Source organism: Paenalcaligenes sp. DL 309, assembly GCF_057475285.1.
Window position 1 is genome coordinate 1 of sequence record NZ_JBYBKW010000016.1, and the last position, 15111, is coordinate 15111.

The 15111-nt window shown below is 38.7% G+C and carries 14 protein-coding genes; 2 read left to right on the forward strand and 12 right to left on the reverse strand.

The features are described 5' to 3' along the window. Nucleotides 1–106: 106 nt before the first annotated feature. Both AC2UZJ_RS11955 and AC2UZJ_RS11960 read right to left on the reverse strand, forming a co-directional pair. Entirely contained in the window at nt 107–490 is a 384-nt protein-coding gene (locus AC2UZJ_RS11955; RefSeq protein WP_486950380.1) for a hypothetical protein, read from the reverse strand. A 17-nt stretch (nt 491–507) separates the two neighbouring features. Beyond that, nucleotides 508–891, reverse strand: coding sequence for a hypothetical protein (locus tag AC2UZJ_RS11960; protein ID WP_486950381.1), 384 nt, complete (start codon nt 889–891; stop codon nt 508–510). Between the two features lie 276 nt (nt 892–1167). Between AC2UZJ_RS11960 and AC2UZJ_RS11965 the strand changes: the two genes are divergently transcribed. Continuing rightward, nucleotides 1168–1590 carry a hypothetical protein gene (locus tag AC2UZJ_RS11965; protein WP_486950382.1) on the forward strand — a complete coding sequence of 141 codons (423 nt, stop codon included), beginning with the start codon at nt 1168–1170 and terminating at the stop codon, nt 1588–1590. Nucleotides 1591–1610: 20 nt separating this feature from the next. On the opposite strand, the gene AC2UZJ_RS11970 is transcribed toward AC2UZJ_RS11965, so the two are convergent. From AC2UZJ_RS11970 to AC2UZJ_RS11990, 5 genes are all read right to left on the reverse strand, one after another. Further along, nucleotides 1611–2015, reverse strand: coding sequence for a hypothetical protein (locus AC2UZJ_RS11970; RefSeq protein ID WP_486950383.1), 405 nt, complete (start codon nt 2013–2015; stop codon nt 1611–1613). Nucleotides 2016–2197: 182 nt separating this feature from the next. After that, complete coding sequence (mobI, locus tag AC2UZJ_RS11975; RefSeq protein ID WP_486950384.1) at nt 2198–2734, reverse strand: conjugative transfer protein MobI(A/C); 537 nt, start codon at nt 2732–2734, stop codon at nt 2198–2200. Between the two features lie 286 nt (nt 2735–3020). Continuing rightward, complete coding sequence (locus tag AC2UZJ_RS11980) at nt 3021–3584, reverse strand: hypothetical protein (protein ID WP_486950385.1); 564 nt, start codon at nt 3582–3584, stop codon at nt 3021–3023. 21 nt (nt 3585–3605) lie between these two features. After that, nucleotides 3606–4211 carry a hypothetical protein gene (locus AC2UZJ_RS11985; RefSeq protein WP_486950386.1) on the reverse strand — a complete coding sequence of 202 codons (606 nt, stop codon included), beginning with the start codon at nt 4209–4211 and terminating at the stop codon, nt 3606–3608. 13 nt (nt 4212–4224) lie between these two features. Beyond that, nucleotides 4225–4785 (reverse strand): transglycosylase SLT domain-containing protein, encoded by a 561-nt coding sequence (locus AC2UZJ_RS11990; protein WP_486950387.1) that lies wholly within the window; start codon nt 4783–4785, stop codon nt 4225–4227. A 199-nt stretch (nt 4786–4984) separates the two neighbouring features. Here AC2UZJ_RS11990 and AC2UZJ_RS11995 point away from each other — a divergent pair, with 199 nt between their 5' ends. Next, complete coding sequence (locus tag AC2UZJ_RS11995) at nt 4985–5566, forward strand: hypothetical protein (protein ID WP_486950388.1); 582 nt, start codon at nt 4985–4987, stop codon at nt 5564–5566. Between the two features lie 52 nt (nt 5567–5618). Here the strand turns inward: AC2UZJ_RS11995 and AC2UZJ_RS12000 are convergent, their stop codons facing one another. The 5 genes from AC2UZJ_RS12000 to AC2UZJ_RS12020 all read right to left on the reverse strand — a co-directional run bounded on the left by AC2UZJ_RS12000 (nt 5619) and on the right by AC2UZJ_RS12020 (nt 14162). Continuing rightward, nucleotides 5619–9059 (reverse strand): conjugal transfer protein TraG N-terminal domain-containing protein, encoded by a 3441-nt coding sequence (locus tag AC2UZJ_RS12000; protein ID WP_486950389.1) that lies wholly within the window; start codon nt 9057–9059, stop codon nt 5619–5621. Between the two features lie 12 nt (nt 9060–9071). Continuing rightward, nucleotides 9072–10517: a conjugal transfer protein TraH gene (locus AC2UZJ_RS12005; protein ID WP_486950390.1), complete on the reverse strand. Its 1446-nt coding sequence runs from the start codon at nt 10515–10517 to the stop codon at nt 9072–9074. Nucleotides 10518–10519: 2 nt separating this feature from the next. Continuing rightward, entirely contained in the window at nt 10520–11512 is a 993-nt protein-coding gene (gene traF, locus AC2UZJ_RS12010; RefSeq protein WP_486950391.1) for a conjugal transfer protein TraF, read from the reverse strand. A gap of 88 nt (nt 11513–11600) precedes the next feature. Further along, the gene (locus tag AC2UZJ_RS12015; RefSeq protein ID WP_486950392.1) at nt 11601–13076 is read right to left on the reverse strand and encodes a 3'-5' exonuclease; all 1476 of its coding nucleotides are present in this window, start codon (nt 13074–13076) and stop codon (nt 11601–11603) included. A gap of 120 nt (nt 13077–13196) precedes the next feature. Further along, a complete protein-coding gene (locus AC2UZJ_RS12020) occupies nt 13197–14162 on the reverse strand; it encodes a tyrosine-type recombinase/integrase (protein ID WP_486950393.1) in 966 nt (321 codons plus the stop codon). Nucleotides 14163–15111 lie beyond the last annotated feature (949 nt).

Genomic DNA, 15111 nt, shown 5'->3' on the forward strand with positions numbered 1-15111 from the left:
AAATCGCCACAATTTGGCTTTCAGTCTTTCGTTTGCTCATCGTCAAACTCCTTTCGTTTAGCTTAAAAGAAATTCTACGAGTCATCTGTATTATTTTACGGGGTAGTTACAGTATATATCCATAAGGCGCGAGGCTTCTCTCCCCTTGAATACGTAATATAAAAGCATACAAAGACAGTTGGGTTATATCGTCATTATGCACAACGGGCTCACGTCGAGTCTTAGTATCAACCAAAATTAACTGCCCCTTTTTTCTTCTAAAGGCTTGGTCTACCTGAGCATGCAACGGAAAGGGTTTCTGCGTTGAAATTGAAGTTTCGTTTAGGACTAACTGTGCTGATCGTAATACACGAGGCATACGTTCGTTATGAAACCAATGAATTTTTGTGCCTTGGATTAAGAAAATGTGGAGCCGATGAAGTCCAGCAACAAATAAAGGGGCGATAAAAATAACTACAGTGAAAATTAGCTCAGGCTTTAGTTGAGTCATAACATTTCTCCAATGCGCTATAACAGCTCAGTGATTTTATAGTCTATTAGTAACTTCACGTAGTCAACATCCAAAGAGGCTGCATCATACGTAGCGCCGTTATAACCTAACCCTGATCCCATAGGTTCAAAGATGCCATGCGGAACAGTAGGGCTATCTTTGATCCACATGCGGAGTCTGAAATCAATCACCACCCCTGTAGGTAATTCTATCCAGCAGTGAGGGAAGATGACTTGGCTTTCAAAGTAATCCTCAACAGACCCAATCATTTTTTTATGCTCAATATTTTTGGCTTCCAAATAAAAGGAAATAACTTGAGTCATAGCCTCACAATCAAGAGGGCAATCATCTAAAAAAAGTAGCACGGCTTCGAGTTCTGTGTAATCGGTTGCGTTGTGCATAGCAATCCTCGCAATAAAGAAAGGCAGCTTAAAGACTAGTCATTAATAAGATAGCATGAGGTATGGATTCATCAAAATAGCAAAAGATAACTAGTGAATGAGCCCTAAATGGATAGTGGACAGAGGGCTTAGGGTAGAGAGTACGCAATAATTAAATAGCCAAAATATTCATAAAAAATAGTGTGCTAAGAGGCTAGGAGTTCTACGGGGTAGCGTACATACATTCCGACTCGTTGGCAGTGAAAGTGTATTTGATTTCTTGAAAGGAACAGGATTGTGTTTAAGCTAAGAAAACGAATTGCAGGCATTATGTTGAGTGTGTGTTTTTCAAGCGCCGCAGGAAATGTACAGGCAGAAGAAAGTCAGGAAACCTCGTTTGATCTAAACGAGGCAATTGTGATGGAGGCTTTTTTGAGGGGTGTGGCTTATAAGTGCTTATCCGCAAAAACGTTGGAAAGTTTTATAAGCGGATCAAAACGCCAGGTAATATTTGCAGCTCAAGAAATGAAGTTAAGTAAAAATCTATATGAGCAGCTTGAGCGGGATATAGGAGAAAAAACAAGCCATCCTTTTTTTGAGCAAGTCACACTGACACAATGCCAAAAGTATAATGAAGAGCTTGTGTTGCTCAATCAATCAAGAAATCAAACGCTTGATGCCTTGGAGGCTGTTTTGAAAGAACAGAATCTAACTCAGTAGCCAACGTAATAACGATCTATTTACGCAAGAATAATGCTTTTTTCTAAACGTCTTAATGTAGCAAGGCTTTGTGAGATTCTATAAACATCTGGGTGTGAGCTTAGATCTTCAACAAAGGTGACTTCATATAACCCAATACCATCTTCTTTCCAACGTTGCTTCAGCTCTTCTTCTTCTAGGTAAGGCTCTTCCTCTATCCAAATAGAGCGTGAGTCCAAGTAACTGAGTTCGTTAAGATAATCACAAAGTTTATTAGCTGAGCTTTCAGAAGCACAAATTAAAAACTCAGGCCAAAGCATATCCCCTTGCTCAGAAATATTTTCTACATTATCAACATTAACCATACGTACAGCATGATAAGTGGAGTTGTTAAGCAGGACATTTAAGCTTAATACACAGGGCGCAGGAGGCTCTTGATTTTGCATAAATTGATTTACTATATTGTGAGAATAAAATAAACAAATACTTATTTTATTCGGGCTGATTATTACGTTCTTACAGAAAATATATTATAACGCGAATAAAATTTGATCAAAGCTTAAAAAGCATAAGATTAGTTAATGTGTTTATCTTTCTTTTCTGGGAGCTGTATCAGCCTTACCTTTCGTTAAGTCTCATAGCTTTTTTCATTGAGCCTGCCTAACGCACGTACACTTCTTCTCAGTTTTCCGATGGCTTCAACTTGACGACGTATTTTTTCAAATCGTTGCTCAGCAGCTTCTACTGCATCGTATTCCCAATCTCGAATTTGTCCAAAGGCTTTTTTTGAATACTTGAAACCTTGACCCTTTGCTAATGCTCTTGAGTTTGTTGTACGACCGCTAGCATTTTTGTTCTTGAGCGGATAGCGTTTTTGCCAAGCAATTTCAAGATTATTTTGAGCTTGCTTGAAACGAACTCGAACAGTGAAATAGCTAAATTTTTCCCCTTCTGGTTGCTCCGAGTGCAAGTAGCCTATGTAATTCCAATAGCTGTCTGTGAGTTGAAGCGCTTTGATTGTTAAGATGCAAAGCTCATCATCTAATGCAGACAACATCGATTCAATATTCTTACGATGCTCAGTAAGAAGGTCACTGTCTGTTATTTTATTACGATCATCTTTAGTAGACTCCGTTGCTAAATAGTATAAATCCAATCTACTCATAATAAAATCCTTCTTGTTTACTTACCACTATATTATCTATAGGGGAACATGATTCTTGTTCCCATAATAAGAAGCTTTTTATGATATTACTGTTAAAAATATCATTTGAAAAATAATTTTAATTCCCATATATCTATGGCAAATATTTATGTCGTTCCCTTTTTCTTCTGTTTTTAATAACTTGTTCCCATAAAATAATAGGGGAGTTAAAAAGATAAAAATTGGATTTTAACGTGTTTTACCCTGCTGAGAGTCCGAGTCTATTTTTTGAATTAATCTTTTCGCCTTAAATTGAAGTGTCGCAAAAGGGGCAGTCTATCAAAGTTGGTTCTTCGGTGGCAGAGTAATAATCACATTTACAGCTCTGGCAATTAAAGATAACAGACTCACCACTACGTAGCTCATTGGCAAACATCCATACATCTGAAATGCTAAAAACTGGCTCCTTAAAACAAAAGTTTCGGTCGTAAGGCACTTCTTGAGTGATAGATATATACATGGAATAAGCTTTGGTTAAAGCTTCAATACTGATCGTTTCAAATATTTTTTCACCTCCAAATCTATAATATAAACTCACAGCTAAAGAAGCGGCTGCCTTAGCTCTTCTATTATTAAGTAGAGTTCGACTGGTTCTTGATGCCCTCGATCGCCTTTCTTCTGGAAAGCCCTCATCTATTAAACTCCTTCTGATTGATCGAATTTTCTTGGCCGTTAAACCAGTTTCTATTTGAACTATGTACGTAATATAACCAGCTAAAAGCATGTAACGGGCTAATAAATCTCGTTGTAAAGTCGCTTTTCCAGTAGGTTGTAATTGATTTTTTTCAGTCTTTATTTGCTTTACAATCATTGGAACATCACTCAAAATAAATTATTTCAAAGAAAGTTGGATGCTTTTCATGTAAGAGATAGCTTTATTCTCATGGTTGTTTAGACGATCAAAAATTAAACTTTGGCAGTAACGTAGTTGAAAAACGGGTGGAAATTGTGATGCTAGAGTTCTTAGTTTTAAGTCAGTAAGTTGCTTTATTTTTTTTAATATATGTTCTGAAATGTCAAAAATAACGGAAGCATAACTTACATCTTTTGCTGCTAATCTATTTGCTAATAGCCAATAGGCGAATGAAAATTCATCATATTCTACGGTGTTAAATAGATAAATATATTGATCATTATCAAGATTTAAGCTGTCTATTGCTTGCTCTAACTCTTCATTAGCATCAGCTAGTGTGAATGATAATAGATGTGCGCTGGCTAGTGATCCTATGCTTGATCTGCTTGCAGAACTAATCGTTTCGATAGTTTTATCAGTAAAGTTAAAGACATTTTTTAAGCTTTCAGGGTTTTCTTGAGACAGAATATGTATCAATCCCCAAAGGTTAAAATCAAGCTCAAATACATTGTCGTCATACTTGCCATGACAAAGCTCAAGTGCAGATCTATCTAAAGAGCCAATTAAATCTTCTAGTTTTTTCATGTTTCCCTCATCTTTAATCAGAATAACTAAGTGCCAAAATATTCTTGTAAATGGCTAGTACGCGCTGTCCATAGTTCTTAGCCCGGCTTTTATTATTAGTCGTAATTGTAGGGCCTACATGATACTTTCCGATGGCTAATTCCAGATCATCAGGGGTACTATTTATCATTTTCGCTAGGAAAGTAGCACCGACTTTCATGTTAATTGATGGGTCAAGTAAGTCGCTTGGTTTAGATACTTTATGACCATGCCACCGCACATTTACTTGCATTAAGCCTACATCTACAGATTTTGTTTGCTTTAAAAGTTGAGCAAGAGTTTTTTCTGCATCTTCTTTTGATGAGCTATAAAAAGCTTTGTCAGCACGTAATGTCCAAGGGTGGGGTCCAAGATCACGGTTAGAGTTTGCTTTGGCAGACTCAGCTAATGCGACTGAATAAATTAACAGAGGGTCTAAATTTAATTGATTCCCGTACTTCTCAAATAACGTATCTGATAGATCAAAAGCATGAGTGGGAGAGAATGATAAAGCTAGAATCGTAGTAGTAGTTATTTTTTTAATAAGTTTTTTCACATCAAATCTCAGTTATTAATGGTAATTAAGCTCTGATACTGTCAACTAAAAACTAAGTCTAATTGTAAATAATAGTTATGTTTAGGAAAGCATCACAGCAAAAGGTTTCATTAAGTTACATTTTTCTTGCTACTTTAACTACAAAATATCCAAATTTTGCAAAGATTGATGAGCTAGTATAATAGGAGCTAAGAAATCAATGAATGAGACTTTAGTGAAGTGGGAGGGAGTGATGAGAAGAACGTTTATTCAAGTACTTAATAATGGCAGTACCTCTTACCTATCTTACCCAGTAATTTTTTTCATGTTGGTTATGGGGATAGAGGGAGATTTACCAATAAACTTGCTTACTCTTAACTCATACCTAGCAGGGCAAGAGCCTTTAGTACAGACAGCAGTAAGAACTGCGATATATATACCTATATTGGTGATAGGCTATTTTTACTTTAAGATAATTTTTTCTAATTACTGGTCGGCAAGTGCATTCTTTATATTGCTGGCAGTTTTAGATATTCGTGCTTCATTGCTATTACTTGTTGTTTTCTTCGGTCTTGGTGTGCTTGATTTAGCCCTAGAAAATATGGGCAGTTCTCGTATGAGCAGTCGCAGTTATAGCAATAAAAATAATAGCTATGAAACTCATGATTTTTTGGAAGATGAATCTAGTTTTTCTCATGATTATGCTGTGGGCTATGCATCGGGAGTAGGAACTACACCGGGAGGGTTAGCAGGGGCGTCAGCGAGAAATGCGGATACTTTGAACACAAATCATCATATCTAAACGATTGGTAGCGACCAATGATAAAGAAATAGGGGCTTTTCAGCCCCTATTTTTATATGTTATCAGGTCGCTTTGGGGGTGAACGGCGAGTTGGCTTATTTTCACTTGACTCGTTAAAGCGCTCTCTACCGCTAGATTGATTATCAGGCTTCCAATAATTTTCCATTTTCTGCTTATTAGCTTCTTCGTTTCTAATATCAGCCTCATTTATATTTGGCTGGTCATTAAAATTAGGCGAGGTACCCCATATATCTACACTCCTATTCTCACCTGCTGGTACATTCGTTTTAGCTGTTACTTCTTCGCTTTGAAGCATATTATTATTAAAATTATGTACGTTATTCAAATACCCTTGAGCAAGTTCTGGATTTACAGTAGCAACGGCTTCCAAGTTATTAGCAATAGCATTGCCTTCTCTTTCCGTAATATGGTTTTTAGAATTGTTAATAAAAGACTCTCTTACAGAAGGATCATCACCTCCTGTTGCTCGATATGCAAAGTAAGCAGCTTGGTCATCGGGTAAACCTAGCTGATCTTTAGCTAAATGAGCGACTTTATTAAATTGATAATCACTATCCATTTTTCCACCCATAGCATCTTGAAGTCCAGTAGTATTATTTGGATCAAACTGAGCTACTTCACCAGTAGGATAAAGCTTGTCTGTGAAAGCTGATGCAAGCTTAGACCAACCATTAAAATTTTTACTTGCTTCGGTAGGGGTAGGTGCATTTCTTTCCATTTGTCCAGTCAGATCACCTCTTTCTGTTGCGAGTCTGTGCTGTAATTCATTTCCTGCGTTTGCTCTTAAAGTATCAGTTTGGTGCTCGTTATGATTAATAACCTCCGCCATAGGCATCGTGCCAACGCCAGCAGCAAAAGCCCCCTCAACTGAACCGTAAGCACCTCCTGTATTTTGTCCTGTTGGTACATTTAAGCCAGCAGCAGGTTGAACACCTTCTTGCACTCTACCTTTTAATTGTTCAGAGTCAACATTTGGCGCTTCAATGCTTTGATTTTGATAAGGGTTAGTAGAGTTCATATTGCCTTGGCTGCCTAAAGCTTGGCCTATGATGTTTGATGCTGATCGAATACCCTTTAATTGTTCACTTGAGTTATTGTAGTTTGTAGAATCTGTCATAGCTTCTAGTCGTGCTGTTGTTTGAGCCATAGCAGGTTGCATCCCCAAATTACGATATTGATTTTCTTTACGCTGAGCCGTTTGCTGTACTTCAGGACTAGCTTGGCCTGAGCGAAAATATTCGTTCAAATCACCTAATGCTTGTCTACCTAACGGTGTGGCGTTAGGCCCTGTCATTAGACCCGCTATTTCATTAAACTTCATATCATGAGACGCACCAAATTTTTGAGATGCTTGGCTCGTTTCTACATAAGCTTCTTTAGCTGAAGTCACTTGGCTTGCTGCTTGCTGTAGATTTCTTGAAGCGGTATCACCTAATGAGTGAGTAAAGGTATTTGAAATTCTAGCGTCAAAGCTACTTGCCACACTATCGGTAATATCCGCCGACTCGGTATCTGTTAACCTTAAACCTTGTACATAGGATTGAACTTGAGAAAACATATCATTATCTGACGTTTCAGTAGTCTTTTGTGCGGTAGCGCTGCCTCCAACGTTGGCGTTAACATCGCCGCCAGTACCGCCCATGTTTGCACCGATTGCCCCTTTAGCGCCAGCGGCGGCTGTCATAGCTAAGGCCCCCATGACAGTATTTCTTTGGCCCTCATTTATATTACGACTTTTCATAAAGTCATTAGTTAAGCCTTCTAAATGCTGCACACCTGCTGAGTGCGATGATCTTAATGCTGAGCCTAGCCCCGATGCTGTTTGTAGAGCATTCTCTTGGCTAGAAGTGCTAGACATTGCGCGAGATAGATTTTCACTAAAAACCTCTTGGGCTTGAACATGTTTTTCTTGGCTAGAAGAAACGCTATCTTGAAAAACAGAGCCTAAACTCGACTTACCAATAATTGCTTCCGCCCCTGTTAGTAATCCACCTGTCATTGGACTATTGGTGTGTTTAGGTTGATTTGCCATGTATGCGCCAGACTGCACTGCATCGGGTGTCGTCATTTGCTCATTCACATGGTCTGCACCACTAACACGTCCAGCAATACCCATCATTGCGTAAGTGGAGCCAGTGACTAAAAACAAAGCAATCACCGGAGTTGAGGCAGCTAACATTGCGCCTACACCTACCCAATTTTGGAGTACATCATTAACCCCCATTAGGGAGTACATAGACGCAAACCTTTCATCGTTATAGCTATTTAGTTCTCCTGATGCCGCCGTGTAAATGTACAAATTAATAATAGATAAAATAGGTAGCCAAAACTGAATCCAAAGCAATGTTTGAAAGTATTTAAAGGCCAAAGACATACCAAAACTACCCATAATAACTAACACACCTATTAAGGGAGTTAAGGCATAGACTAACCCTTCAAAAAACGTTTGAATCGGTCTAATGGTGGTCATGAATAACGTTTGTTCAGAGGCCCACTGTACGTTTCTTTGTTGCAAGGCTTCATTGATCATGACAGCTGATGAAAAGTCTTGCATATCCTGATACTTACCTAGGACAGCATCACTATAGATAGGCTCTAAAATACTGGCTTCTACATACGCATAGGCATCTTGCTGAGATAATTGCAACGCTTGGAAGGCGTTAGATACTTCAGTAAAAGCATTTGTGTACATTCCGAAATCTGAGTTTTTTAGGTTTAAAGCGTCATTTAAGGCTTCTTCAATGTAGAACCCCCTAACTGAATGTTGAGCATTTAGTAACTCAGAAAAACCAGCACTACACGTTACATTGCTTCCAGATGATCCGTTAAGAAATAATTTTGTGCCATAAACGCCAGAGTCAAATCTAAGCGCATGAGGTAACGGTTGAGATAGCAGTTGATCTACAGTTTCTTGGCCTAGGTCAATTTTCCTTAATGTACATTCACGAATATAATTATCCCAAGAGGCGCGATAATCTGCACCAGCAGGTAAGGTTTCGTTAATTGCTTGCATAACTCGTGGGTCTTTAGCGGCATCGCGAACCTTGTTCAGTAACGCTAAAGAGTCAGCAAAATGGCTTTCAGTGATACCAGGCGCAATATACCCATAGGCTTGTTCAAAAATGGTTGTTAATCCATAACCAATGCTTGAAGTCATTCCACCTACTGCACCCATACCAAGAGGTACGTTGGCAACAACGCGCACCGAACCGTTAACGCCATCCTCAATAACTACTGTAGTAGTAGGATAGAACATGCACATAAAGACAATCCAGCCTAGCAATAACTGGCCTAAGTTAAAGTCTTGTGCGTTACGCATTAATGATTGAAAAAAATACATGAGTACAGCAAAGAGCAATGCAATACTCGCCGCTTTAGTGAAATCACTTGTGCCTGTTACCATTGCTACGGCGATAAAAATCTGCTCTAAAAATGCTGCATCACCAATAGAATATATAGTCCAAGAACCCATTTTTTACCTCATTTATCTAGCGCGACTAATGGTTTTTGTGGTGGTATAGCGTTGCTTTCTTATGTTTACGATAAGCGTGTTGTAATCTTTGAGTAGGCTAGAAATAGAGCCATACGTATTAACCAGACGGTTATATTCCGCATGTACCGCCTCAAAAGATCGGTTCATTTCAGCCTCAGCAAGCGGTTTATACGCATTAGACATCGTGGCAATACTAGATCGTGCAGCTCTAAATAATTCTGTCACCATGTGGTAAGAAATCACCACGCCTAAACTACTAGAAGCGTCACTAACAAAGGCTCGTGCAGCATCCTCACTTAACGCCGATAGTTGAACAATGGCACTACCTACAGCTACAGGTAAATTCTCCATTAAGGCCTGTTCGGATGGTGTTAAATTACCTGAGTTATGGGCTAACTTTCCTATAATTCCTTGCCCCGGTGCATTGACGGGGCCAACAAGTGCTTTATATATCTTATCCCCTATCCCTTCTAAGTTAATGGTTCTCATCCCTGAGCCACCTTCACCAGCTTTCATGCATAAGTTTGTGTCAGAGCGACAAGAGTAAATTTGAATATCATTACCACCAAACACTAGATCATTTAGCTTTACTTTATGACCTGCTAAAGTGGTTACATTTTGAGTCGCATCTTCGCCTGACCCTTGAGGTTCTTGAACGATAACCGTGCCAGTGAGAGACATAATAGTTTCCATTAAAATGTCATCCCCATACGTAAACCAATACTGCGTGTTATTGCCTTTAAGCTCTTTCCAAATGATATTGCCTACAAATTTTTCATACTCAGTACGATTACGGTTTTTTAACTCTTGAGTGGGTGTTTTTCCGCCAGATGGCTTACTGGCATCAAAGAAATCACTAAAAAAACCTTGTGCATTAGCCACTAAAGACGCATCGGTTTTGCCTTTAGCGTCTAAACCAGCCACGTTGGTAATATCGTTTACGATTCCTTGGGCTAACTGGCAGGAATTACCTAAGTGTTGGTTTAACTGTTGAAGCTTTTTAGCTAACGTCTCAATGGTTGCCATACAATCCTCACAAATGGTTTTTAAGGCAATCTGAAATGCATACCCTTGAGCATTTGCAGCGATAGCCCGCATGAGTTGTACTAGCTGTTCTGAATTAATAAACGAAAAAGATCCTCCAAAAAAATCAATCCCTCCACAACCTCCCTTTAATGAAGGGGGGGTGATATTAAAAATGGTTTCGTTATAAATACGGTTTTTCATGGTAAATCTACCGCCTGAAAGCACCCCTCGGCGTTGTGTTTCATAGATCCCCGGACTCGTTGAGTTTGTCATTGCTCCGAATAGCCTGTTCATTTCACTTTGTAGCCCGTTTGCATTGGATGGCAATGGAAGAAAAACAAGAAGTAGTATTAGCAACAGTGAACCAAGAGCCATGGCTAATTTATAAAACGTATGAAATGTACTTCGCATAGTTAGTACCCTCGTGGCATGGATTGGGTTAAATGTTCAAGTAAAACTTCGGGTGGAATGATGCCTTCTTGATCTGCATAGTCTTGTAGAAGATAAGCGTTTTCAGAGCTATGAATAGGGATGAGATCAGCAAGGTTATTGTGATTTGTGATGGGTCTTGTTTTGTTATAGTCACCTTCACTAATCAGATTTTCCCGCTTAGCCGTTATTAAAATACGTTGCTGTATTTCGGGTAAGGAGAATACGCCTTGTCCGATTGGTGAAAAATTGCCATCTGGAGTAGCAAGGAATAGGGCAGGCAACGTTTGTACGCCTAGCATTTCTGCATGACCATTATTGACTTGGAATGTTTTAAAAGCGTTCTCATGTAAGTTTTTACCGTCTACTGAGATAGGCACTAAGCCAAATCCTTCATGCTCAACTAGCGTTTTAACTAACGGTGCTTGTAATTCACACAATGTACATTCCGATGAAAAGAAGAAAAATAGCCCTGCTTTTTGCGCTATTTCACGTACTAGGTTGTTCTTTGCTAGGCCCGATGCAGCATCAACAGAACCCACCGCAAAACCAGCTAAGGGGCGGCGCATTGTTTCATCTAGGTATGGATCACCTACAGTCGCCATTTCAGTTGCCGTAGCATAGCGATCTGCGCGGTCTATGGCTAAGCGTTGTAAATAAAGGTAGGTTTTAACGTTTTCGACCGTAGGCTCGTCAATCGCCAACATACGGTATTCGGGTAGAGCTTTTTGTAGCCAAGCAGATGAATATATCTTGGGGCCACTTGGCTTTTCTTCTTGTTCAGGCTCAGGCAAAGTAGGTAATTCTATTTCTTCTATTTCTTCAGGCTCAGGTTCTTTGTGATACCAAAACCAGCCTTCTTCTTTGCGCTCGTAAAACCGTTGTTTAGTTTGAGAGTAGGATTCGGTGGGGAGTGATAGCCCAACACCAGCTACTAATGCAGCTATGATCCATGAAGTAAGGGTATGTGTTTTCATGAGGGCATAATATAAAAAGTTGGAATATTTTTTATATTACGTCCGGATTTGAGAGTAGCAGCCGTGTGAAATGGCCCAAATTAGCTGCTTATGTCACATCATTAGAAATTTGCCGATAGTGATACCGTAAAACTGACTCCACAGTCGCGTTAATAGCTAGTGATTTCATGGCACGAGTGGCAGCTACATATATTAAATTTAGCTCATCCTCATAGGACTCTTGAGCGTCTTTGTGATCTTTGAGTTGGAGAATATCAGGAAAATCATCAGCCAGTACAACGTAATCCCACTCTAATCCTTTTGATCGATGAGCTGTACTGATCGTTATATCGGCTTCACTTTCTTCTTCCACTGAATTTTGCTGTAGTTTGATAATAAGATCATGTATTTTGTCTGTATGTGTATTTAAGACGCTGATGGCGCGTAGCATTTCAAAGCTTTTTGTTTGTTTCGCTATTTGTATGTACGATGTATAGTTTGTATATTCTTGAAGTAGCTTTTTATTTTTTATCTTTTCACTGGAACCTATAGATAGATAATACAGATCAAGAATATCTGTAATTTGATACCCTTTTAAGCCGCCAGCCCAATAAATTTTTTTGCCCTGTTCGGCAGCTTCCAATCCAGTATTGATACAAGCCATAACTGTTCGATGCAAAATAGCTCTAGGGTAGGCCGTTTCTGGTAGCTCGATAGAAACACTATCAGGCTTGCCCCTTCCAATGACTGATCTATGCTCTTCTTTTAAGGCCAAAATAGCATTGGCTATCATAGCGACACGAGGCCCAAATCGAAAACTGTTTGTTAGGTAAAGTCGTGTTGCAGCCTTCATTTCGGCTACATCCAAGGCGTTTTCAGCTCCTCTAAAGCGATAAATCTGTTGGTGTTTATCACCGACAAAAATAACAATGCAACGCTGTCTAAGTACAAAAGAACTAATCACCGGGTTTGCATCTTGAGCTTCATCCAGCAGTATCGCCCCATAGTAAAGGGATAAATCAGGTTTAGAAAGTTGATAAAGTTTTAAGTAGCCATCATGAATCATAGGGAAAGGATCATTAACATCCATCATTTTCTCCCAAATCATCTTTGCCTTAGTCACCAGTTGCTTCTTGTACTCTAGCTCTTTCTCAGTTAGCTCTTTAGGGGGTTTGTCTATTGGGGTATGACCAAGCAAAACTTCTTCATCTACACTGACTAAAAAGTGATTCAGCGTTTGCCGTACATCTTTAACTATTTCCCAATTTTGCTCATTAAGCGCCTGTCCTATATCTTTAAAAGATAAATTGTTTTTTTGCTTATGTTGATATTGCTTACCAGTTGAGGCATAAGCAAGCTGGTGAGAGGTTTTACACTCTACATTTTTAGGGAATTTAGCCGCCGCTTCATCTCGCACTGTACGGTTATACGCTATGTATAGCATCCGATAATTTGGATTGTTCAATGCGTACTTTATAAGTGTGGTGGTTTTACCTGTGCCAGCAAAAGCAACCACGACTAATTGAGAACCCGAAAAATTGGTGATTAACGCTTGTTCGGGTGTGTCAGGAGGTAGGTTTCTCAAAGCAAAGCCTCATATCAAAATTATTTCTTGCTCAAAACACATAAATAAAATGACTAGAAATAGGAATTATAAGAGGCACAAGGGCAAGCAGACGGGCGCAGAAAGGCCGATTTAGGGCGCTTAGAGCCAGTCGAAATGGCTAGATGCTTGCTTTAAACGCTCCTCACCACGCATATCATATTTTTGAGTTGTCTCAACACTGCTATGACCCATCGCTTCTTTGACAGTAATTAAATCTTCGCCTTTTTTTAATAGTATTGTTGCGAAAGTACGGCGTAAATCATGTGGACTTAACCCTGATAACCCAGCTTTAGCCTGTTGATCTTGCATAAACAAGTAAATAGCTTGAGACGATAAACGCTTAGTTGTAATTACGTGACTTTTAAAAATTCGAGTGAAAATGGGGTTTTCAGCAGATAAATGGGCTAATTTTATCCAGTTTTTGATGTTTTCAAGCGTGTTTTCTGGTACGTACATGACACGCTCTTTATTGCCTTTACCCTTAATAATGATACGCCCATCCTCTTTATTTAAGTTAGCTACGTTTAGGGCTACTACCTCTGCTCTACGCAAACCGCATCCAATCATCAGACTAAAAATAGCAAGATTCCTTACACCTATGGGAGTGGAAAGGTCTATATTCAATAGTTTTATGACATTTTCCTGGCTTAAAGCATTACCTTGTCTTACTTTTTTACCTCGTAGGGATTTTACTTGCTTAATCATAGAATGATCATGTGCAGTAATTAGGTTAGCCATCCATGCTTCTAATGCAACTCCTTTTATTGCTGATAGGTAAGTATTTACTGTAGATGAGCTTAGCCCATGCTCAGAAAGTTTGTTGATAATAGCCTGAACATGAGAGCGTCTTAATTTTTCCCATGGTGCAACAAGCATGGACTCATAACCTAACAGTAAAGCGACTTTGTTTAGGTTTGACCTCATGGTGGCTCTACTTAATTTACTTTGTAGACTGAGGATATAGTTAACGGCTGGATTAATTTCTTTAGCTTGGTCGGATGGATGTACGACAGCCAGTGATTTTTTATTTTGCGGCGCTTCAGAGGGATAAATAATTATCGACATAAGTTTTCCACATTGTGAAAAATAACGGGGCTTTATATCGCTCTCAGAGCGCATATTTTAGGTGTGTGCTTGTGTTTGCTTGAGGAGGGGTTAAAAGCTTTTAAAAGGGCTGTATTTAATTCTTAGGGCTATATAAAAATCAGCAGTAAAAAAACAACCGTTTTTCTCTATGAAAACAAAATTAGCTAGACAAGCATACAGTTATTCTAGTCTATTTTATTACTTATTAAAAGACGCCTTTTAAAAAGTAATATTGATAAAAAAATAGCTGAAGCTCTATCACTCAGCCATTTCTTTGAAAATGATCCCTTTTTTCAGATTGCATAAAAATCAAAAGAAAAATAGTGCTTCTAATAAATAATGGAAGCGAAGTGCTATTTTGTAAGCCCATCCTAAAGACAGAGGCCAGACAGATACTATATATATTGTTATTGAGAAGGTGATAAGAGCCACTAGGCCATAATGGATGATTTTTGAAGATGAATCCATGACCTAAGCACAGCATCTAAGTCTGATGGCTGTTGCTCAGAAGATTTACTTATACGATCAAATTATTTTAGTTTTTCATTTATATTTTTACTGTATTTTGATTGTTCATTTTATTTATTTTTATTTAAAATGATAACTACTTTATATTCCTGTTTTACTTTCTATTAAATATGAATATTAGCAATATATATTTAAAACATTTCTTCTTTTATCTGTTCTTGTATCGTTTTTAATTGAGGCTTATTGAAAACAGTCAGTAGAACCTTGTAGTCAGGTTTATCCAGCAGCAAAAAAGAAATATCAGAGGTGTTATGTCCCCATACTTCAATATCATTTTCGGGGCCATAGCGGGGTTCTAGGGATTTTCCGTCCAAAAACGACAAAGTGCTCTGGAGGCCCCGCCATCTGTGGCCTCCAGAGGGGTATTACTTTTTTCGAGATCCCTATTTTGGCTCTATTT